Annotated in this window: 19 protein-coding genes; 9 read left to right on the top strand and 10 right to left on the bottom strand. The window is 53.2% G+C overall.

The features are described 5' to 3' along the window. Nucleotides 1-12: 12 nt before the first annotated feature. Nucleotides 13-1,089 (bottom strand): chorismate synthase, encoded by a 1,077-nt coding sequence (gene aroC, locus ACJJIL_RS04875; protein WP_444917914.1) that lies wholly within the window; start codon nt 1,087-1,089, stop codon nt 13-15. A 173-nt stretch (nt 1,090-1,262) separates the two neighbouring features. Further along, complete coding sequence (gene prmB / locus ACJJIL_RS04870; RefSeq protein ID WP_444907556.1) at nt 1,263-2,186, bottom strand: 50S ribosomal protein L3 N(5)-glutamine methyltransferase; 924 nt, start codon at nt 2,184-2,186, stop codon at nt 1,263-1,265. Nucleotides 2,187-2,527: 341 nt separating this feature from the next. On the opposite strand from prmB, the gene folE reads away from it, so the two are divergent. Continuing rightward, nucleotides 2,528-3,070 (top strand): GTP cyclohydrolase I FolE, encoded by a 543-nt coding sequence (gene folE, locus ACJJIL_RS04865; protein WP_282933775.1) that lies wholly within the window; start codon nt 2,528-2,530, stop codon nt 3,068-3,070. A gap of 54 nt (nt 3,071-3,124) precedes the next feature. Then, nucleotides 3,125-3,469 (top strand): 5-carboxymethyl-2-hydroxymuconate Delta-isomerase, encoded by a 345-nt coding sequence (locus ACJJIL_RS04860; RefSeq protein ID WP_282933776.1) that lies wholly within the window; start codon nt 3,125-3,127, stop codon nt 3,467-3,469. On the opposite strand, the gene ACJJIL_RS04855 is transcribed toward ACJJIL_RS04860, so the two are convergent. The 7 genes from ACJJIL_RS04855 to ACJJIL_RS04825 form a co-directional block, all read right to left on the bottom strand. Beyond that, nucleotides 3,466-4,398, bottom strand: a complete 933-nt coding sequence (locus tag ACJJIL_RS04855; RefSeq protein ID WP_445361301.1) for an alpha/beta fold hydrolase — start codon at nt 4,396-4,398, stop codon at nt 3,466-3,468. The two genes, ACJJIL_RS04860 and ACJJIL_RS04855, sit on opposite strands and share 4 nt — an antisense overlap. Before the next feature lie 68 nt (nt 4,399-4,466). After that, a complete protein-coding gene (sixA, locus tag ACJJIL_RS04850; RefSeq protein WP_445361300.1) occupies nt 4,467-4,919 on the bottom strand; it encodes a phosphohistidine phosphatase SixA in 453 nt (150 codons plus the stop codon). 125 nt (nt 4,920-5,044) lie between these two features. Beyond that, nucleotides 5,045-5,527, bottom strand: coding sequence for a DUF4389 domain-containing protein (locus tag ACJJIL_RS04845; RefSeq protein ID WP_445361299.1), 483 nt, complete (start codon nt 5,525-5,527; stop codon nt 5,045-5,047). A 13-nt stretch (nt 5,528-5,540) separates the two neighbouring features. Then, nucleotides 5,541-6,572, bottom strand: coding sequence for an NAD(P)H-dependent glycerol-3-phosphate dehydrogenase (locus tag ACJJIL_RS04840; RefSeq protein WP_413662953.1), 1,032 nt, complete (start codon nt 6,570-6,572; stop codon nt 5,541-5,543). Nucleotides 6,573-6,818: 246 nt separating this feature from the next. After that, the gene (htpG, locus tag ACJJIL_RS04835; protein ID WP_444917916.1) at nt 6,819-8,738 is read right to left on the bottom strand and encodes a molecular chaperone HtpG; all 1,920 of its coding nucleotides are present in this window, start codon (nt 8,736-8,738) and stop codon (nt 6,819-6,821) included. 97 nt (nt 8,739-8,835) lie between these two features. Next, nucleotides 8,836-10,038, bottom strand: a complete 1,203-nt coding sequence (locus ACJJIL_RS04830; RefSeq protein WP_413662955.1) for a serine hydrolase domain-containing protein — start codon at nt 10,036-10,038, stop codon at nt 8,836-8,838. A gap of 241 nt (nt 10,039-10,279) precedes the next feature. Further along, nucleotides 10,280-10,882, bottom strand: coding sequence for a peroxiredoxin (locus ACJJIL_RS04825; protein WP_143730920.1), 603 nt, complete (start codon nt 10,880-10,882; stop codon nt 10,280-10,282). A 314-nt stretch (nt 10,883-11,196) separates the two neighbouring features. Here ACJJIL_RS04825 and ACJJIL_RS04820 point away from each other — a divergent pair, with 314 nt between their 5' ends. From ACJJIL_RS04820 to bfr, 3 genes are all read left to right on the top strand, one after another. Beyond that, nucleotides 11,197-11,427 carry a bacterioferritin-associated ferredoxin gene (locus ACJJIL_RS04820; RefSeq protein WP_413662956.1) on the top strand — a complete coding sequence of 77 codons (231 nt, stop codon included), beginning with the start codon at nt 11,197-11,199 and terminating at the stop codon, nt 11,425-11,427. Between the two features lie 570 nt (nt 11,428-11,997). Next, entirely contained in the window at nt 11,998-13,317 is a 1,320-nt protein-coding gene (locus ACJJIL_RS04815) for a DUF2254 domain-containing protein (protein ID WP_445361298.1), read from the top strand. A gap of 305 nt (nt 13,318-13,622) precedes the next feature. Beyond that, nucleotides 13,623-14,114 (top strand): bacterioferritin, encoded by a 492-nt coding sequence (gene bfr, locus ACJJIL_RS04810; protein WP_020412720.1) that lies wholly within the window; start codon nt 13,623-13,625, stop codon nt 14,112-14,114. 110 nt (nt 14,115-14,224) lie between these two features. Here the strand turns inward: bfr and grxD are convergent, their stop codons facing one another. After that, nucleotides 14,225-14,557 carry a Grx4 family monothiol glutaredoxin gene (gene grxD / locus ACJJIL_RS04805; RefSeq protein WP_282933784.1) on the bottom strand — a complete coding sequence of 111 codons (333 nt, stop codon included), beginning with the start codon at nt 14,555-14,557 and terminating at the stop codon, nt 14,225-14,227. Nucleotides 14,558-14,873: 316 nt separating this feature from the next. Here grxD and ACJJIL_RS04800 point away from each other — a divergent pair, with 316 nt between their 5' ends. From ACJJIL_RS04800 to ACJJIL_RS04785, 4 genes are all read left to right on the top strand, one after another. Then, nucleotides 14,874-16,058, top strand: coding sequence for an acetylornithine transaminase (locus tag ACJJIL_RS04800; RefSeq protein WP_444914446.1), 1,185 nt, complete (start codon nt 14,874-14,876; stop codon nt 16,056-16,058). Between the two features lie 22 nt (nt 16,059-16,080). After that, on the top strand, nt 16,081-16,995 hold the full coding sequence (gene argF, locus ACJJIL_RS04795) for an ornithine carbamoyltransferase (RefSeq protein ID WP_444914447.1): 915 nt from the start codon (nt 16,081-16,083) through the stop codon (nt 16,993-16,995). A gap of 807 nt (nt 16,996-17,802) precedes the next feature. Beyond that, a complete protein-coding gene (locus tag ACJJIL_RS04790; RefSeq protein ID WP_444907549.1) occupies nt 17,803-20,742 on the top strand; it encodes a ribonucleoside-diphosphate reductase subunit alpha in 2,940 nt (979 codons plus the stop codon). 204 nt (nt 20,743-20,946) lie between these two features. Then, entirely contained in the window at nt 20,947-21,081 is a 135-nt protein-coding gene (locus tag ACJJIL_RS04785) for a hypothetical protein (protein ID WP_444907548.1), read from the top strand. Nucleotides 21,082-21,149: the final 68 nt, after the last annotated feature.

The raw sequence follows: 21,149 nt of genomic DNA, 5'->3' as shown, positions 1-21,149 counted from the left end.
AAGCCGATCGAATTATCCCGGTGTTACATCTCCGTTTTGCGCGCGGTGGCGCAGTGCGTGATCGATCAGAACCAGGGCCATCATGGCTTCGGCGATAGGCGTTGCTCGAATACCAACACAGGGGTCGTGGCGGCCTTTGGTAACGACTTCAATGGGATTGCCGGAGCGGTCAACGCTGCGGCCGGGAATGCGCAAACTGGAAGTCGGCTTCAGGGCGATATGGGCAATGACGTCCTGGCCACTGGAAATACCACCCAACACACCCCCAGCATTATTCGACAGGAACCCCTCTTCTGGAGTGATTTCATCTCGGTGCTCAGTGCCCTTCTGCTCCACGCTGTCAAAGCCAGCTCCAATTTCCACGCCTTTTACCGCGTTAATACTCATTAAGCCGTGGGCCAGATCTGCATCCAGGCGATCAAAAATAGGTTCACCCAGTCCGGCTGGGACGCCGCTGGCGTGTACTGAGATACGCGCACCGATGGAGTTCCCCTCTTTGATCAGCTCCTGCATATAGGTCTCCATGTCGGGGACCCGATCGGCATCCGGGCAAAAGAAGGGGTTTTGTTCTACCTGATCCCAATCCAGTTTTTGTACTTTAATCGGGCCCAATTGCGAGAGATAACCGCGCACTTCAATGCCGTATTTTTGTTTCAGCCATTTTTTGGCGATGGCCCCGGCGGCAACCCGCATGGCAGTTTCACGGGCGGAGGATCGGCCACCCCCACGGTAGTCGCGGATGCCGTATTTTTGCCAATAGGTGAAATCGGCATGGGCTGGCCTTACCTGTTCAGCGATATTGCTGTAGTCCTTGGAGCGCTGGTCGGTATTTTCAATCAACAGGCCAATGGGCGTGCCGGTGGTTTTTCCCTCGAAAACACCGGAAAGGATTTTTACCTGGTCGGGTTCGCGGCGCTGGGTGGTATAGCGGGAAGTGCCCGGCTTGCGGCGGTCCAGCTCTCGCTGAATTTCTTCTTCACTAATCTCCAGACCCGGCGGGCATCCATCGACGATACAGCCGAGCGCGGGGCCGTGGCTTTCGCCAAAGGTGGTGACACAAAACAACTTGCCAAAGGTATTGCCCGACATAGACGACTTTTCCAGCTAGTAGGTGGTAAAACAAGATGGCCCATAATAGGGGCGCGCATTATAAATGATCTGCCCGCCCCAGTGCGCAGACTGGGGCAAAAAGCACAAGTGTCCGCAGAACCGGGCTTGTACCCATAACCCGGCAACCGAGATTGCCGGGGAGGCAAAAGGAATTATTCCTTTTCGAAGTAGGGTTGATAGGCGAGTAGTTCTTCCCGGCTGATGGCAAAAACACCGTGGCCACCATCCTCAAACTCGGGCCACATAAACGGCACCTCCGGGAAGGCTTTTTCCAGGGCTTCCCAGCTATTACCCACTTCGCAGATCAGCAGGCCATCGGGCTGTAAGTGGTTGGCAGCCTCGCGCAGCAAGCGACGGGTAAAATCGAGACCGTCATCGCCAGAGCCCAGGGCTATATCCGGCTCAGCGTGGTATTCCTTGGGCATTTCGGCCAGATCGCGGGCATCGACATAGGGCGGGTTGCACACGATCAACTCGTAACTCATACCGTGCAGGCCGGAAAATAGGTCCGACTGCACTGCGCGCACGCGTTCGTTCAACTCGTGACGATTGATATTGATCTGTGCAACTTCGATCGCGTCCTCGGAAATATCGCTCACATCGACACGCGCTTCCGGGAAGGCCTCGGCACAGGCGATACCGATACAACCGCTACCACAACAGAGGTCCAGAATCGCCAGGGGCTCAACATTGAGCCAGGGCTGGAAGTTGTGGCGAATCATCTCGCCAATCGGTGAACGGGGTACCAGTACCCGCTCGTCCACATAAAATGTCATATCGCAAAAATGCGCTTCCTTAGTCAGGTACGCCGCCGGTACCCGCTCGCTAAAGCGCCGCTCCAGGATAGTGAGTACGTCGCGGCGCTCCTCCATGGTCAAACGGGCCTGGAGTATCTCTGGCTTACTGTAAGGGGGGAGATGCAGGGCGTGGGTTACCAGTAAAACGGCCTCGTCCCAGGCGTTGTCGGTGCCATGGCCGTAGTAGAGGTCGGCCTCATTGAATCGGCTGGTCCCCCAGCGGATATAGTCCAAAACCGTGGTCAGTTCGTGGAGGCTTGTTTCACGCCTTTCTATCATCAATCTATCCTTAAGTGCTTTGTATCTCGTCGGGGCCCACTGTCACCTGCGGGTGCCCTCTGTTGTTACTACAGAGGGGCCAATCAATGCCCGGGGAGTGTAGTTTGCTCACATCAAATAAGCGACGAGTAAGGTTAAGTGGCCATTTTACAGCTGCTACCTAAAGGCCCTAAGCCATTTTTCCGCCCAACTTCCTCTGCCCTGCTAACAAAATAGCCTTCGCCAGTGGTCGTCAAATAACACCTAACAAGCTCCTCGGGCCGCGTGGATCTTTACTCTCGGGTTACAAACGCTTAGGGTAGCGCACCCGCCCTTCGGGCTGAGATGTTGGAAAGAGCAGCATGAACGAACATTACGCGCGAATTATTGAAGCAATCGGCGAAGATCCGCAACGCCCTGGGCTCAAAGACACCCCGGAGCGCGCCGCCAAAGCCATGGAATACCTGACCCGCGGCTATAAACAGACCGTGGAAGATGTAGTCAACGACGCGCTCTTCCCGTCCGACTGCAGCGAAATGGTGCTGGTTAAGGATATCGAACTCTACTCCCTGTGTGAGCACCACCTGCTGCCGTTTATCGGCCGCGCCCACGTAGCCTATATTCCCAATGGCAAGGTCGTTGGCCTGTCCAAGGTAGCACGCATTGTGGATATGTTTGCGCGCCGCCTGCAGATCCAGGAGCAGCTGACCGTAGAGATCGCCGAGACCCTGCAAAACGTTACCGGTGCTGCCGGTGTCGGCGTGATCATCGAAGCCAAGCATATGTGCATGATGATGCGCGGTGTGGAAAAACAGAACTCTGTGATGAAGACTTCGGCTATGCTCGGTACTTTCCGCAGCAACCAGGCCACACGCAACGAGTTCCTCTCCCTGCTGCGCCAGTAAACGCCACAGGTACCCAGCGACCACCAGGGCCGCTTTGACCGAGGAGTGACCGCTATGCCTCACCTGATCATAGAGTATGCGAAAAATCTGGAAGAGAAGATTTCTGTCGCTGCACTGGTCAGCTCGGCTCAGGAGGCGATGCACCGTTCCGGTTTGTTCGCCTCCCACAATATCAAGACTCGCGCCAAGTCCTACGATCAGTTTATTGCTGGGGACAATGGCAACAGCTTTATCCACGCAGAGATCCGCTTGCTTGAAGGGCGCTCTACGCGGGAAAGGGAGGCATTGAGCTCGGCGGTTTTTAACAGCCTGTGCCAATTTGCCGAAGGAGTTCCCGCAGTCTCGGTAGAGGTGCGGGAGATGGATGCCAGCTGCTATTCCAAACGGGTTCCCTTCTAAGCGGTTTCACCGTGCAAGAAAGGCCCAAACCACTCTGCAATCGCCCGGGCACCGCTCTCCTCCAGGTGTAAGTGGTGGCTTCCGGGAATCTCACGTGCCTCAATACCCGGAAACTCTTGCAGTACAGGGCGCAGGCGCTTGAGCATATCTGCGATACCATCTTCAGCGAGAACCAGCTGCACCGGCATCTTCAATCGGGATAAGTAAGCTTTAATCTGTGGCTCATTGAGCTTGGCTGTGGAAGCCGCCATCAGCCGGGGGTCATTACTCCACATATAACCTCCCTCCACTTCCCGGGTGCCTCGCTCGGTCAATACCTGCGCAGCCCACTCAGTTAGCGGAAACATACCATTCTTGCGCGCTTCGACAGCCTCTTCGAAGGTACCGTAAACCCGCAGCTTGCGCGTGCCGTAACGGGCTCTCTGGGCAATAGCTTTGGCCAGGTTCTCCGGAGCCTTTTCATCTTCGGTGGAGGGAGGTACCAGGCCATCGATCAGTGCCAAGCGCTTTACCCGATCGGGAAAAGCACCAGCGGTTATCACCCCTGCGATAGCACCTCGGGAGTGCGCCACAATGGAGAACTTGCGCCAGCCCAGCGCGTGTACCGCCCCCAAAATATCTTCCGCCTCTTCCCAGATGTTGTAGTTGGCATCGAGTGAGCGGTGATAGCTGCGTCCGTGGCCCGGCATATCTATCGCTACCAGATTAATTCCGCTCAGCAGGGGAGCCAGCCGACTGAAGGTGGCACAGTTATCCAACCAGCCGTGAAGAGCAATTACCGGCTCTCCCTCCGGATCGCCCCACTGGCGTGCGGCAATCGACTTGTGATCAAACTCAAGGGTGATTTCACGGGGAGTGATTTGATTTGTCGCCAAAGTGATATCCACCGGATAGTGACTAAAAACAGGTGGTGAAATGGTGCGGCCCACCAACAACATCCGCAATGACAGTTGTGATCAGCGCAATAGGGATTTACTGGCAGACACGACCGGAAAAATTACTCTGCGTGCTGCAACCACTCCAGGTCAGCGCAGCTATTAGCCCATACATCCGCACTGACACAGGCGAGGCTGGAAGTGCCCATCGGGTGTTCGTTACCGCTGCCACAGAGGCCATTGAGCAGGCTGCCCACCAGAGGCTGGTGACTAACCAGCAGGAGTGGAAAGGTATCCTGGGTTTGCAAATGATCGAGCAGTTGCTGTGGGTGGGTATTGCCGATCAGCAGCGGTTCGGTAATAACGGGCAGTCCCAGTTGAGCAGCAGCAATCTCAGCGGTTTCCTGGGTGCGTACAAATGGGCTGGCCCAAATAGCCTTTACCGCCGCCAGTTCCTCGGCGCGCTTTTTACAAACCTGTGCAACCTGCCTGCGCCCGCGCTCTGTCAGGGCTCTCTCTGCATCATTAGCGAGCATGGGCTCGGCTTTACCGTGACGCAAAATAAACAGCTGCATGGGGCTTCCTCAAGGGTAGGTTGTTACTTTGTTGATATCTGCGGGAATATTCGTAGGGAGGGCAGCAGATATTTATCCGGTGCCCACGGATAAGGCACCGGATAAATTAGCGATAGGAAAAGCGATCAGTTCTTGTCGACAGGTTTGTCGGCGTCGTCGGCACTTTCCTCAACCAGCTCGGGCTTTTCACTGCTCTCGGGCTCGGAGCTACCCAGGATAATGGCATCCTCGGCTTCGTCTTCAGTCTTGTCCTTTTCACGCTTTACTTCTGTAGAAACCACTTCTGCAGAAACATCTTCGGCGCCCTCGTAACCGGACAAATCCTCTACTTCAGATTCAGGCCACTCGGAAAACGGGAAAGGTTTTTCGTCGGAGTTGTAGATCAGGAACTGGATCGCCTGGTAAACATAGGAGGCGAGCTGATCGCCAAAGCGACGCAGATTATCGTTGGATTTCCCGCTGATAATCGAAAACAGGAATTGCAGTATCACTACCGCCATCAGTAACCACGCGGCAACCTGAAGGCACACTGCAAACAGCACCATATAGATAAGGCGCACCCACTGGTTGCCGGAAGTAAGATTGCGCTTTAGATCGTCATTTTTCATATGAGGCTTCCATTTAAGGCTTGGCCGAGTAGGCCACATCAAAAGTTTGTGCGCCCGACATCAAATTGCGAATCACCTCAGGAATCGGCCGCTGTTCAAATAATATGGCGTGAATCGCGGAAACCAAGGGCATGTAGACACCCATTTCGTCAGCTTTCTGTTTAATCAGACGAACCGTATTCACACCTTCGGCCACCTGACCGATTTCTGCGACAGCCTGATCGAGCGGCTTGCCTTTACCGACCATATACCCCACCCGGTAATTTCGGCTGAGGTCTGAGGAACAGGTCAAAATCAAGTCGCCAACACCGGCAAGACCAATAAACGTCATGGGATCAGCACCCATCGCTTCGGCAAAACGCATCATTTCTGCCAGAGAGCGGGTGATCAATAAACTGATGGTATTTTGCCCGCGCTCCAGCGCCGCAGCCATACCAGTGATGATCGCGTAGATATTTTTTAGCGCACCGGCAAGCTCTACTCCAAACACATCGCTACTGGAATAAACCCGGAAAGTCTCCGAGTGCAGTGCCGATTGAATCGCTTTACAAAGTGCCTCGTCTTCACTGGCCACCACCGTTGCAGTGTAGTGCCCCGCAACAATTTCTTTTGCAAAATTTGGTCCGCTCAAGACCCCGACACGCATGTCGGTGGTTTCCTCGCGCAGGATATCGCTCATTAAGTGGAAGTTGTCATGCTCGATTCCCTTAGTGGTGGAGATCAGCATGGTGCCCGGCGCCAACAACGGGGCTACTTTTTTTACCACCTCGCGAAAGGACTTACTGGGTATCGCAACAAAAACGATACTGCAACCATCGACCGCTTGCTCCAGGTCGCTGGTAAGTTGTAATTCCGGGTGCAGCGGCACGCCGGGCAGGTATTTATGGTTTTCTCGAGTGTCGCGACACTCAGCCGCCGTCTCCGCATTGCGCATCCACTGGCGGGTGTCGTGGCCGTTGCCCGCCACAATGTTAGCAATCGCGGTTCCGAAACTGCCGCCGCCCAATACGGCAATAGCGAGGGGGTTGGAAGTTTCTTTTTGCATTGTCACACCGATAAAGCTTCTTATAAGACTTGCGGATTATAGAGGCATGACCCGCTGAGCCCAATGGGGTCAATTTGTTTTAAACTTCTGCCAATTGTGCGAAACGGCACAGTAAATAGCAAAAACGGCCCTCTGCCTTGACCAACCGATAAAACACCGCTCGATCCGGCAGGGGCCGCTTCTCGGACCAGCAAAGTCTAAAACAACTCCGCTGGCCATCGCTTAGCACCAATCAATAGCGCTGACTTAGCCGTGCATTTCCAGCAACAGCGTGTTCAGGCGGCGCACATAATCCGCCGGATCTGCCAACTGGTTACCGGCAGCCAGATTAGCCTGGTCCATCAGGATATTGGTGAGGTCCGCAAAACGATCTTCATCCGCCTCCTGGTCCAGACGCTGTACCAGTGGGTGGGACGGATTGATTTCAAAGATCGGCTTGGCATCTGGCAGGGCCTGGCCGGCCTGTTCCAGGATGCGGCGCATTTGCGGGCCCATATCCTGTTCGCTCACCACCAGACACGCTGGGGAGTCCACCAAACGAGTGGTTGCGCGTACGGATTCAACGCGACCTTCCAGAACTTCCTGTACCCGCTCAACCAGGGCACCGGACTCCTGCTCAACTTTTTCGCGCTCAGCTTTGTCTTCGTCGCTCTCGGCTTCACCCAGATCCAGCGCACCTTTGGCCACGTCCTGGAACTGCTTGCCGTCGAACTCGTTCATATGGCCCACGAACCACTCGTCCACCTGATCGGTGAGCAGCAGCACTTCGATACCCTTCTTGCGGAATACTTCCAGGTAGGGGCTGGACTTGGCCGTAGCGAAGTTGTCGGCACACACGTAGTAGATCGCCTTTTGGCCATCCTTCATGCGACCCACATAGTCTTCCAGGGATTGATCCTGTTTCTCGGTATCGGTATGGGTGCTGGCGAAGCGCAGCAGCTTGGCAATTTTCTCTTTGTTGGAGAAATCTTCAGCCGGACCTTCTTTCAATACATTGCCGAACAGATCCCAGAACTTCTGGTATTCATCGCCATCTTTCTTCGCCAATTTATCCAGCATATCCAGAACACGCTTCGTCAGCGCGCTCTTGATCGCATCGGTATTGCGATCTTTTTGCAGGATTTCACGGGATACGTTCAGCGGCAGATCGTTGGAGTCCAGAACACCTTTCACGAAACGCAGGTACAGCGGCAGGAACTGCTCCGCATCGTCCATGATAAAAGTGCGCTGTACATACAGCTTGAGGCCGCGAGCGGCATCGCGCTGGTACAGATCAAACGGTGCGCGCGCAGGGATGTATAGCAGGCTGGTGTAATCCTGTTTACCCTCTACGCGGTTGTGGCTCCAGGTTAAGGGATCGTCGAAATCGTGGGAGATATGCTTGTAGAACTCCTTGTACTCCTCAGATTTCACATCGGAGCGGGGACGAGTCCACAGGGCCTGGGCAGCGTTTACTGCTTCAAACTCAGGCGCCTTTTCTTCTTTCGGCTCTTCGCCCTCTTCCGCCGCCGGCATTTCCTCTTTCAGCATTTCCACCGGAATGGCGATGTGATCGGAGTACTTTTTAATGATGGAGCGCAGGCGCCAGTTATCGGCAAACTCTTTCGCTTCTTCTTTCAGGTGCAGAACCACCCGGGTGCCACGCTGGGGCCATTCAACAGTCTCTACGGAGTATTCCGCTTCACCGTGACACTCCCAGTGCACACCCTGGTCGGAACTCAAACCGGCGCGACGAGTGAATACGTCCACTTTGTCAGCGACGATAAAGGCGGAGTAAAAGCCCACACCGAACTGGCCGATCAGGTGCGCATCTTTTTTCTGATCTCCGGTCAGCTGCTGCATAAATGCAGAGGTGCCGGAGCGGGCGATAGTACCGAGGTTTTCGATAACTTCATCGCGGCTCATACCAATACCATTATCGGTAATGGTGAGCGTGCCTTCTTCCTTGTCAAACTCGATGCGAATACGCAGGTCTGCATCTTCGCCCAGTAATTCGGGCTTGGACAACGATTCAAAACGCAGCTTGTCGGCGGCATCAGAAGCGTTGGATACCAGCTCGCGCAGGAAAATCTCCTTGTTGGAGTAGAGCGAGTGGATCATCAGGTGCAGTAGCTGCTTGGCTTCCGTCTGGAATCCATGGCTCTCTTTTTGGGCCTCAACGGTCATCTATTCGGTCTCCCCGTAAACGTCAATCGGAACAGGGAGCAAATATTGGGATCAGCCAGCAGGTTTCAAGGGGGGACTTCACACTTGCCAGTGGAGATCAGCGATCTCCACTGGTTTGAGCAGTAGCGAGGTTACCTTTACCGGTAATATCGATCACGAAATTGGCAGTGAGATCTGAGATCACACGGGACTCCGCATTCATCAGGATGGCGATACCCACTTTCAACTTTTCCGAATAGGCCACCGCTGCACGGAAGCCCGCAACCCAACCGCCGTGGTAAATAATACGATCGTCACCAATGGTATAGAGGCGCCAGCCCAGACCATAGCCCGCGTGAGACAGGTAATCTCTCCAGATACGATGGCGCATATGGCGCTGCGTAGCGACTCGCTCAGTAGTCATATCGGCGATCACTTCCGGTGACAGCACCTTCGGGTAGTAGCCCATCTGCGCTTTCAACCACTGGGCCATATCGGAAATACTGGCATTCACTCCCGCCGCCGGTGCAGCAAAGTAGTATTCCTTCTCCACTTTTACCGGGCGCCAGCCGCTGCCTGTCTGAATATGGGGTGCCGCACGGTTGTCGGAGGCCATAAAGCTCTCCCAGCCGACCGATGCGTTCTGCATTTTCAGCGGGACAAAAATTCGCTTCTTAAGCTGGCTGGCAAAGGAAACCCCCGTCGCCTCAAAAATCACATCCTCAATAAGGCTGAACAACACATTCTGGTAGCCGTAGCATTTTCCCGGCGTGCAGCGCGGATCGATATTGGCAAACTTGGGCAATATCTTGCTGAGAGGCTTGTTGTCCTCAAGGTAGTTGTCGTAGGCGTTGGGGGTCAGGCCCGAGGAATGGCTGAGCAGGTGCTCCACCTGAAGCTGGCGAGACAGTGAAGGCGTCTTAAAGCTCAGGTCCGGCACATAGTTGACCACCTTGTCATCCCATTTGAAGCGATCTTCATGCTCCAACATAGTGGCCATACTGGCAGCGAAGGTCTTGGATACCGAGGCCAGACGGAACACCGTGTCCTGATCCACCTTGCCGGATTTACCCCTGACCCTGACGCCATAGGTATCCATCGCGACCACCCGGTTGCCATCCACGATGACATAGGCGCCGCCGGGTATAGATTTACCCGCCATCATCTGTTTGAAGTATCGGCCAAACTGTTTGGCCCTGTCGTCTATATCAGCCGCTTGCGCAGGCAGGGACAGACTCCCCAGAATCACCAGGAAGAGAAAAAAACGTGCCATAGAGGCGCGCATGACGTAGACGATATTTGAAAGAATTGCAGGTCTCATAAGCAAATCGAGCCGCCAAAGCAATCCGGTAGTTGCAGATAAGACTAGCAGCCAGCGGGCAAAAACTCTATTTAGGCGCCACGCAGGACTGACTGCTGAATTCTAGTCTGCACTTTTCTCCGGCGCGGGGACGGCCATGCCAATCAGCGCAGGTCAGCGCAACAAGGCTTGTACAAACAAAAAAACCGCCTTGCGGCGGTTCTTCTTTTTGGGGTCCGGAGACCCCAGCGCAAAAAGCGTCTTACAGCTTCTCAGCGTTCTCGCTCAGGTAAGCCGCTACACCTTCCGGAGAAGCGTTCATACCTTTGTCGCCTTCCTGCCAGCCGGCGGGGCAAACTTCACCGTGCTCCTGGTGGAACGCCAGAGCGTCAACCATGCGCAGCATTTCGTCAACGTTACGGCCCAGCGGCAGATCGTTAACTACCTGGTGACGTACATTGCCTTCTTCGTCGATCAGGAAGGAACCGCGGAAAGCAACACCAGCGTCAGCTTCTACGTCGTACGCCTGGCAGATTTCGTGCTTAACGTCTGCAACCAGGGTGTACTTAACCGGGCCGATACCACCGTCGTTGACGGAGGTGTTACGCCATGCGTTGTGAGAGAACTGGGAATCGATGGATACACCGATTACCTCAACACCGCGCTTTTCAAACTCAGCGAAACGGTGGTCGAAAGCGATCAGCTCAGAAGGACATACGAAGGTGAAGTCCAGCGGGTAGAAGAAAACTACAGCCTTCTTACCTTTGATTGCTTCTTTCAGGTTAAAAGTATCGACGATCTCGCCGTTACCCAATACCGCTGCAGCGGTGAAATCCGGAGCCGGCTTGCCTACCAGAACTGCCATGAAAACCTCCTCAATCCAATGATGGGTTGTTGATGATACGTAGAGTGTTCAATTTATGAGCAACAGCTATAAATCGAATGGGAATTAATAGTGGGCCGCTATGATACACACCCACTTATTTCAGGCCCATAAATTTTTTAAATCAGGCTGATAGCAGAACGGCTATGCGTGAACTAACACCCAAAATAGGATGACCTACCCGCAAAAATGTACAAATAGCAAACAAAGAGGGTAAAATGCGACCATTCCGGAATCTTATTGACACTCATTCTCAATTGCAATAGGATTCCTACCTGACTACTATTGAGTAAGAGTTGAACAGAGCCACCGCCATGTATGTATGTATTTGTAAGGGCATAACTGACCGCCAGATTAAAGAGGCGATCTATGATGGCTCCACTTCGGTGAAGGCGTTGAGACGCCAGCTGGGCGTTTCTTCTCAATGTGGACGCTGTGCCGAGCAGACCAAGGAGATCATCGATGAGACCATGAGCGGTGGGATGGTATCCTCTGCCAACAACGGCCTCTTCTACTCCGCCAGCTGATTTTGGCTTTTGACCTGCGATCGTGTCCCTGGCGATCGCCTCCCCTCTTCTTATATCTCAGCTTCCACTCAACACCTGCTAGTTGAGTCAGGCTCTTCCCTTTAACGGCTTAGCGCGGTTCAACTGAAATTCAAAAATGGTGCCTCAGTTTTCCCTGCTACACACAAAAACGATTGTATTTAGATATAGCAATATTCCTGATCCATACATTTTTGTACCGCCCACTGACAACAACAAGTGCAGTGAAATGAACCAGAAATATGTATTTGTAAGTTCTTAGCAGACCGCCAGACCAAAGAGATAATCTATGGTGGTGCTATCTCAGTAAGGGCCTTGGGGCACCAGTTGGCGGTCTCATCCCTGTGCGGGAGGCCGAATAAACGAATGAGCTTATCGAATAGACCATGAGCGGGAGTATGGTCTACTCAGTTAACTACCGCCGATTCTACTTCACAAGCTGACCCCGAATCCCGGCAACCACAATCTATAACCACTAAGTTACCTTCCCGAATGCTCCCTCTAAAGCTCATAGGCTAAGCTGATAGCACGCTGGCGTGCCTTTCTCCATCTATGAAGCAGTATCTTATACACCTCTATGAACGCCTCCACTCCAGTTTCTGGAGCGTCCCGCTGATTATGATCCTAGCGGCGCTAGCGCTCTGCGCCTTTACCGTTCACCTGGACACAGAGCTTCCTGCTCCTCCCCTTTTATTCCGGGGCAGTTTGCAATGGTTTGATTTGGGTAATATCGAAAATGCTCGAGCCCTTTTGTCAGTCATTGCTGGCTCCACTATCACGGTAGCCGGAACGGTATTCTCAATAACAATGGTTGCCCTCTCCCTCGCCTCTAATCAATTCGGCCCCCATTTGATCAGAAATTTTATCCGGGACCGAGCGACCCAGATATCCCTCGGGATTTTCCTGGCGACCTATGTCTATGCCATTGTCACTATGCGTTCGATTGGCACAGCGGAAAACGAAATAGCTAACTATGGCATTAGCGTGCTCACGGCTTTGGTGCTGACTTTAATCAGTGTTATCTACCTTATTTACTTTATTCACAATGTTGCACAGTCAATTCAGGTCGATAACATTACCCACCGTATTAATCTCGAGTTTCAGCAGGCCATAGAGCGTGAATATCCAGATTGCCATGAATCTACGAACAAAAAAGTATTCGATACTAAACGCCTGGACCTCGGCTCAAGTTGGATCGACATCCCCACCCCAAAGGGCGGTTACGTCCAATTTATCGATAAGCAAAGAATTACGCGTACAACCCAGAATTTCCAATGCTGCCTAAAGCTGAACTGCCACCCGGGAAGCTACCTGCATCACTGGGAGATGATCGGCCAGGTTTATCCGGCAAATAACCCAGAAAGAATAATTCCTGCAATTCAGTCTGCAATACAGATCGGCACCCAGCCAACGGCAGAACAAGATGTGGTCTTTTCTATCCAGCAGCTTTCACAAATTGCTGTGCGAGCTTTATCTCCAGGCATTAATGACCCTTTTACTGCTTATTCCTGCGTTGATCGCCTGATTGAGGGGCTTGGTACTGTATTATATCGACCTGAGCCCGCAAATTGTTTTACCGACTCATCGGGGGAATTGCGAATAATTTGCAGTAAGCTTGAGTTTTCTCAACTGCTCCAAGCTTCTCTCGACGAAATTGTCGAACACGGCAGATCAAGTAGTGTATTTATGTGCCATTTACTCAACGCACTAGAAACACTTGTTGAGGTTTGTCATAGGAAAACAGATAAACAGGCATTAAAGGACTATTTAAAGCGCCTGAATGACGACAACTCAGTTTTTATAAAAAGCAAAATCGATCAACAAATCATTAATGACAAATTAGTTTTTATTAGAGAAAAACTAAAAAGCTGAAATATAGCCCTGCAACCTAAATGAGAATTATTTTCGTTGCTATTTTCGGCTAAATTTGCGTTAAAACCCTTGTTTTTCCTGCATTCTACAAGAAAATTTTTTTCTTGACTTGCCGCAAATCGCAACGCAAACTCGGCCCCGATTGCAGCTGAAATCCTAAAATAAAATTAGGTAAATCAGGCAGCCGCAGACTTTAGTGACTAATAAACTTTAGTAACTAAAAATATCAACTAATCTCTAGCGACTAACAAATAGGAACTCTCTGCAAACCTAATTGAGTTGGCAGGGCTTCAGGAGCACAGGCTATGAAAGGCGACCCCAAGGTAATTGAGCATTTAAATAAAGTGCTGGGTAATGAACTGGTAGCTATTAACCAGTATTTCCTACACGCCCGCATGTATGACAACTGGGGTTTAAAAGAGCTGGGCAAACAGGAATATCACGAATCCATCGATGAAATGAAGCACGCCGATTGGCTGATCGAGCGCATTCTTTTCCTCGAAGGTATTCCCAACCTGCAGCATCTGGGCAAACTTCTGATCGGCGAAAATACCGAAGAGATGCTCAAGTGCGACCTGAAAATTGAATCCAAGGCCATTCCCGACTTGCGTGAAGCCATTGCCTATTGCGAGTCCGTTCGGGATTACGGCAGTCGTGAATTGCTGGAGAAAATCCTCGAGTCTGAGGAAGAGCATGTAGATTGGCTGGAAACCCAGCTGGAGCTGATCGACAAAGTTGGCATTCAAAACTACCTGCAAACTCAAATGGAAACTGCAGCCGGCCACTCTGGCAAGTAGCTTAAGTCCTCTCACAGGCATAAAAAAACCGCAGCTTCCGCTGCGGTTTTTTTGTTTCTACAGTATGCCTACCATCTATAGCAGCAGACATATTGGAGCAAAAGCGGAAATTAATCCTCGCCTTCGCTCTCCGCTGATGCCTCATCAATCAAGGTTTTCAGCTCACCGTTCTCATGCATTTCCATAATGATGTCACAGCCACCGATCAGCTCGCCCTTAACCCACAGCTGGGGGAACGTCGGCCAGTTCGCGTACTTAGGCAGCTCAGCGCGGATGTCCGGGTTAGCCAGAATATCAACGTAGGCAAAGCGCTTACCGCAAGCCATCATCGCCTGGGAGGCCCGCATGGAAAAGCCGCACTGGGGGGCATTAGGGCTACCTTTCATATAAAGCAGAATGGTGTTATCAGCGATCTGCTGCTTGATGTTCTCCAGTGTATCCATAAGCGTGAAAAACCTCAGGTGGTCGAAGCAAAAAGTAAGTGTACAGGCACCATACCATCACCTGGTATAGCGCGCCGGCATCCATTGTACCCCAGTGGGGCCAGCAATAAGTACACCATCCCCTCGATGAAAGCAAAAACCGCAGATCTACAACACCGGATACCATGTTGAAATTTCAGCCAGCCAGATAGCACACAGCTTATAAAGGCTGTGTTACCATTGCTCAACCAATATAAAGTGCAGATTAAAAAGCTTAAACAGAATTTTCTGCGGAAAACAGATAATCCAAATAGTCAATATTTAAGGAGATGCCCCGGTGGCCACCCCGACACTCATGCAAAACTATGGCGATCGAACCCTCACACTGGTTCGGGGTGAAGGCAATTATGTATGGGATGATCAGGGCCGACGATACCTGGATGCAATCTCTGGAATCGCCGTCTGCGGCCTTGGCCACTGCCACCCCAAAGTGACCCTGGCCCTGCACGAGCAGATTCGGACCCTGTTACATGTATCCAATCTCTACAATATCCCTGCGCAGGAGAAACTGGCAGACAAGCTGGTACAGCTATCCGGCATGGACAATGTGTTTTTCTCCAATTCCGGAGCTGAGGCCAATGAAGCAGCGATTAAGCTAGCGCGGCGGCTAGGCAATAGCCGCAATATTGAGACCCCTCAAATCCTGGTAATGGAAAGCGCTTTCCACGGCCGCACCTTGGCTACCCTGACAGCAACCGGCAATGAAAAAATCCAAGAGGGCTTCGGTCCTCTGCCCGAGGGTTTTTTGCGTGTGCCGTTTAACGATACTGCAGCCATCGAAAAGCTCGCAGGTGAGCGCAACGATATTGTCGCAGTGCTGGTTGAGCCGGTTCAGGGAGAGGGCGGTGTACGCGTGCCCACTTCCAACTACCTGGGGCAATTGCGCGAACTCTGCGATCAACATAACTGGCTCCTGATGCTGGATGAAGTGCAAACCGGAAACGGCCGCAGCGGCAAAATGTTTGCCTACCAGCATGCGGACATATTGCCCGACGTGGTGACCACTGCCAAAGGACTGGGTAACGGTGTCCCCATCGGAGCCTGCCTGGCCAGGGGAGTTGCCGCTCAATTATTTTCTGCGGGCACCCACGGCTCCACTTTTGGCGGCAACCCTCTAGCCTGCAGTGCCGCACTGGCAGTGATCGATACGCTGGAAAGTGAATGGCTGTTAGAGCGCGCCGAGGCATTGGGGCAACGCCTGCTGCATCAACTCAAACAACAGTTATCCGATTGCGACCAGGTCAAAGAGGTGCGGGGCTTGGGGCTGATGATCGGAATAGAATTGCAGCAGCCCTGTGCCAAACTGGTGGACATAGCCCGCGAGCGCGGACTGCTGATTAATGTTACCGCCGGCAATGTAGTACGCCTGCTCCCCCCACTCACACTCAGCGACGACGAGTGCCATCAATTGGCAAACGATGTCAGCTCACTGATTCACCAGTTTGCACTGCAAGCAGTCTGATGCAAAAAAAGGAGAACAGCTTATGGCGATCAGACATTTTCTCACCCTTACAGACTTGTCCTCGGAAGAGCTCAAGCAAATTATTGAGCGCGCGATCGAACTCAAAACACTGCGCGCTCAAGGAATAAATACCGACCTTTTTCGCGGCAAAGTGCTGGGGATGATTTTTGAAAAATCCTCTACTCGCACCCGCGTTTCGTTTGAGGCCGGTATGGCACAGATGGGGGGAAGCGCCCTCTTCCTATCTCCCCGCGATACTCAGTTAGGCCGCGGGGAGCCCGTTGAAGACAGCGCCCGAGTAATTTCCAGCATGGTGGATATGGTGATGATTCGCACCTTTGGCCACCAGGTACTGGAGCGCTTCTCAGAATATTCAAAGGTACCGGTGATTAATGCCCTCTCCGACAGCTACCACCCCTGCCAGCTGCTCGCAGATATCCAAACCTTTGTGGAGCACCGCGGCAGCCCTGAGGGCAAGGTGGTCGCCTGGGTCGGCGATGGCAACAATATGTGCCACTCCTATATTAATGCTGCCCGCCTGTGCAATTTTGAGCTGCGTATAGCCTGCCCGCCCGGCTACGAGCCCAACGCCAATATCCTCGCTTCGGCAAGTGATCGGGTCACCGTAGTACACGATCCGGTGGAGGCTGTTAAAGGGGCCGATTGGGTGGCCACCGATGTGTGGGCTTCCATGGGACAGGAAACTGAACAACAGATCCGCCTGAAAGCCTTCGAGAGCTTCCTGGTGGACCATGAGCTGATGGGCCACGCCAATAGCGATGCCATCTTTATGCACTGCTTGCCCGCCCACCGTGGAGAGGAAGTGAGCGCCGAACTTTTAGAGGATGGCAATATCTCGGTGGTATGGGATGAGGCTGAAAACCGCCTTCACGCGCAAAAAGCCCTGATGGAATTCCTCCAAGACCACAGTCGATAAACCCTAAAAGGGTACAGCCACTCCTGCGGTTGTACCCTGCTACCTGTACCCACTCCCCTGCGCCTCTCCTCCCGACAACGTATAAAAGATGCGATTGGCGCCAAAACATCCAAGAGATCGCTAAATTTAGCAATCGGCGCCAACGACTAATTTACAGCCAGCCAAGATGTCAGAATTAAATAAGCGTCAACAAATTGAGCAATTGAGTACCACTTTGCTCAAAGAGCAGCCATTTGCAAATGGTTATTGCCGTTGTTAATTTACAGCGCTCTAGCTATTAAAAAAAATTGTAAGACACTGTACCCAGCGTTCTTTCCCGGCACCCACTCCTTTGCAGCCCAGAGCTGGCGGGCTCTGCCGCGAAAGTGGCTACTGACTCAGCCCCACTACCCACAATTTATCCACAAACAACTACATAGTTATTCGCCTTGAACTGACCCGCCTACCGCATTATCTTGTAGCGCACTCGAGGCCGACCCCCTATATATTGGGGTAGAGGCTCAAGAGCACCCCCATTATGTGGGGCAAATTCCGGCGCACCACCACACTTTTTGGCGGTGGGCGTCAGGCGCTGCTTTTTTCAAAGCAGAATCAGAGGTAAGCGGGCGGAATGGAATTTCCGCCACAGGCAGCAGCTGGCAAACCTTTTCAGATAGCCGGTGACAAGCCGCCTGTTTCCAGTGTCCACAGCTGTGGATAAACACTGGCAAAGCGAAGGACACGCTCCGCCATGCCACACAGTCATGTGGCCGCCGTTCTTTTGAACGCACGCGGACAGACAACAGAACAAACCTTTCGGAGATTTACATGCACACAGAGACAGGGCGCTCTCAAGCCGTGCCTGCGGAAAAATCAGGCACCTCCAGCGACCAGGCGACTGGCGGCACGACTCTGGCCGCTACTGCACCGGGCCAGATCCGCGTAATCAAGCGCAATGGCACCGTTGTACCCTACGACGACAGCAAAATTGCCGTCGCCGTCACTAAAGCCTTCCTCGCTGTTGAAGGCGGCACCGCCGCTGCTTCCAGCCGTGTCCACGAGCAAGTTGAAGAACTGGTCAGCCAGATCAGTGCCACTTTCAAACGCCGCATGCCCTCTGGCGGCACTATCCACATTGAAGAGATCCAGGACCAGGTAGAACTGGCCCTGATGCGCGCCGGTGAACAAAAGGTTGCCCGCGACTACGTACTCTACCGCGAAGAACACGCCCGCCTGCGCGCAGAGAAAGAAAAAACTGCTCAAATTGCCGAGCAAGCCGTCGATGCCCACCCCAGCATCCGTGTAAAGCAGGACGATGGCAGCCTTGCACCTCTGGATATGGAGCGCCTGCGTACCGTTGTCAAAGAAGCCTGTGAAGGCCTGAAAGATGTCGACAGCGCGGCAATTCTTAACGAAGCCCTGAAAAACCTGTACGACGGTGTTTCCGAAAACGATATCAATACCGCGCTGGTAATCACTGCGCGCACCTTGGTTGAGCAGGAGCCCAATTACACCTTCGCTACCGCCAGCCTGCTGCTGGACAAGCTGCGCTCCGAAGCTCTGCGCTTCCTCGGTGTTGCCGAGCGCGCCACCCAGCACGAGATGGAAAAGCTGTACGCCTCTACCCTGCCCACTTACGTGAAAAAGGGTATCGAGCTGGACCTGCTGGACCCTGCGCTGGCCACCTTCGACCTGGAAAAACTCGGCGAAGCTCTAAAAGGCGAGCGCGATCACCAGTTCACTTATCTGGGCCTGCAGACTCTGTACGACCGCTACTTCCTGCACAGCGACGATATTCGTTTCGAGCTGCCGCAGATCTTCTTTATGCGCGTCGCCATGGGCCTCAGCATTAATGAAGAGAACAAAAACGAGCGCGCGGTAGAGTTCTACAACCTGTTGAGCTCTTTCGACTACATGAGTTCCACCCCGACCCTGTTCAACGCCGGCACCCTGCGCCCGCAGCTGTCCTCCTGCTACCTGACCACGGTACCGGACGACCTGCATGGCATTTACGGCGCGATCCGCGATAACGCCATGCTGTCCAAGTGGGCAGGCGGTCTCGGCAATGACTGGACGCCGGTGCGCTCGCTGGGTTCCTATATCAAAGGCACCAACGGCAAGTCCCAAGGTGTTGTGCCCTTCCTGAAAGTGGCCAACGACACCGCAGTAGCCGTCAACCAGGGCGGTAAGCGCAAAGGTGCTGTCTGTGCCTACCTGGAAACCTGGCACCTGGATATCGAGGAATTCCTCGAGCTGCGCAAAAACACTGGTGACGACCGCCGCCGCACCCACGATATGAACACCGCCAACTGGGTCCCCGACCTGTTTATGAAGCGCGTGTTCGAAGACAAAGAGTGGACCCTGTTCTCCCCGGCCGATTGCCCGGACCTGCACGACCTGTTCGGCACCGCATTCGAAGAGCGCTACAACCACTACGAGCAACTGGCTGCCGAAGGCAAGCTGCGTCTGTTCAAGAAGATCCGCGCACTAGACCTTTGGCGCAAGATGCTGGGCATGCTGTTCGAAACCGGCCACCCCTGGATCACCTTTAAAGACAGCTGCAACCTGCGCAGCCCGCAGCAACACGCCGGTGTGGTTCACAGCTCCAACCTGTGCACCGAGATCACTCTCAACACCAAGGCCGACGACGAAATCGCCGTGTGTAACCTGGGCTCCGTCAACCTGGCTCAACACATTGGTGAGAATGGTGAACTCGACCGCACCAAGCTGGCCAATACCGTAAAAACTGCGGTGCGTATGCTCGATAACGTTATCGACATCAACTACTACGCAGTTGAAAGTGCACGTCAGTCCAACATGCGTCACCGCCCTGTGGGCATGGGCCTGATGGGCTTCCAGGACGCGCTGTACAAAGCCGGCATCGCCTACGCCAGCGACGAAGCCGTCGCCTTTGCCGACAACACCATGGAAGCGATCAGCTTCGAAGCCATCTCCGCTTCCAGCGACCTGGCTGCCGAGCGCGGCAAGTACCAGACCTACGAAGGCTCCCTGTGGAGCAAAGGTGTTCTGCCACTGGATTCCATCCAGATCCTGGCTGAACAGCGCGGCCAGCAGTTTATCGAACAGGACACCAGCTCCACTCTGGACTGGGACGGCCTGCGCGAGAAAGTAAAAGCCCAAGGTATGCGTAACTCCAACGTAATGGCGATCGCTCCTACTGCGACCATTGCCAATATCACCGGGGTTTCCCAGTCGATCGAACCGACTTATCAAAACCTGTATGTGAAGTCGAACCTGTCCGGCGAATTCACCGTAGTAAACCCCTACCTGGTACACGATCTGAAAGATCGCGGCCTGTGGGATCAGGTCATGGTTAACGACCTGAAATACTATGAAGGTTCTGTACAGAAAATCGATCGCGTACCAGAAGACCTGAAAGCAAAATACCGCACCGCGTTTGAAGTGGAGCCGCGCTGGATCGTGGACGCTGCCAGCCGTCGCCAGAAGTGGATCGACCAGGCCCAGTCCTTGAACCTGTATATTGCCGGCGCCGACGGCAAGAAGCTGGACCTGACCTATCGCATGGCTTGGTTCCGCGGCCTGAAAACCACTTACTACCTGCGCGCACTGGCTGCCACTACCACAGAGAAATCTACGGTAAATAGCGGCACCCTGAACGCGGTAAGTGCACACGGCGGTAGCAACGGAGTGGCTGCGGCAGCACCTGCTGAGCAAGCTGCACCTGCACCGGCCGCAGTGCCTCAGGCCTGCTCACTGGACGACCCGGATTGTGAGGCCTGCCAGTAAAATTTAAGCCCCTTTTTTTATAGGGGCTGCACTGACTCTCGGGGGAGAGCGTCGTAACCGCAAGTGCGGGCATGACCATGCGCAGCGACCCCGGTCCACCCATTATTTTAATAGTGGGTAATACCATAGGGACCGGGGATCGGCTGCGGCTTATTTTCCCGGGAAAACCCAGTGCAATTGCCAGCGAAAATTCAGTGCAAATAAATGCACAAAAGCGCAGCAAAAATTGATCTGGCACAGGATTTTCTGTGCCCAGGCGAGTTAAAAATACGAGCCTGTAATGAATTATTACCGGTAAAAAATATCACCGGTATGTCATCCCTGGTTGCACACAATTAGTGAGCAATACACCAGGAAGATTTAAGAATTTTTTATCGAACTTTCGATAGTGAGACCGATCAAAAGGG

The organism is Microbulbifer maximicatervae (SeqCode) (assembly GCF_052468095.1).
The sequence above is the reverse complement of the archived record's forward strand: the minus strand, read 5'-3'. Positions and strand labels throughout refer to the sequence as shown.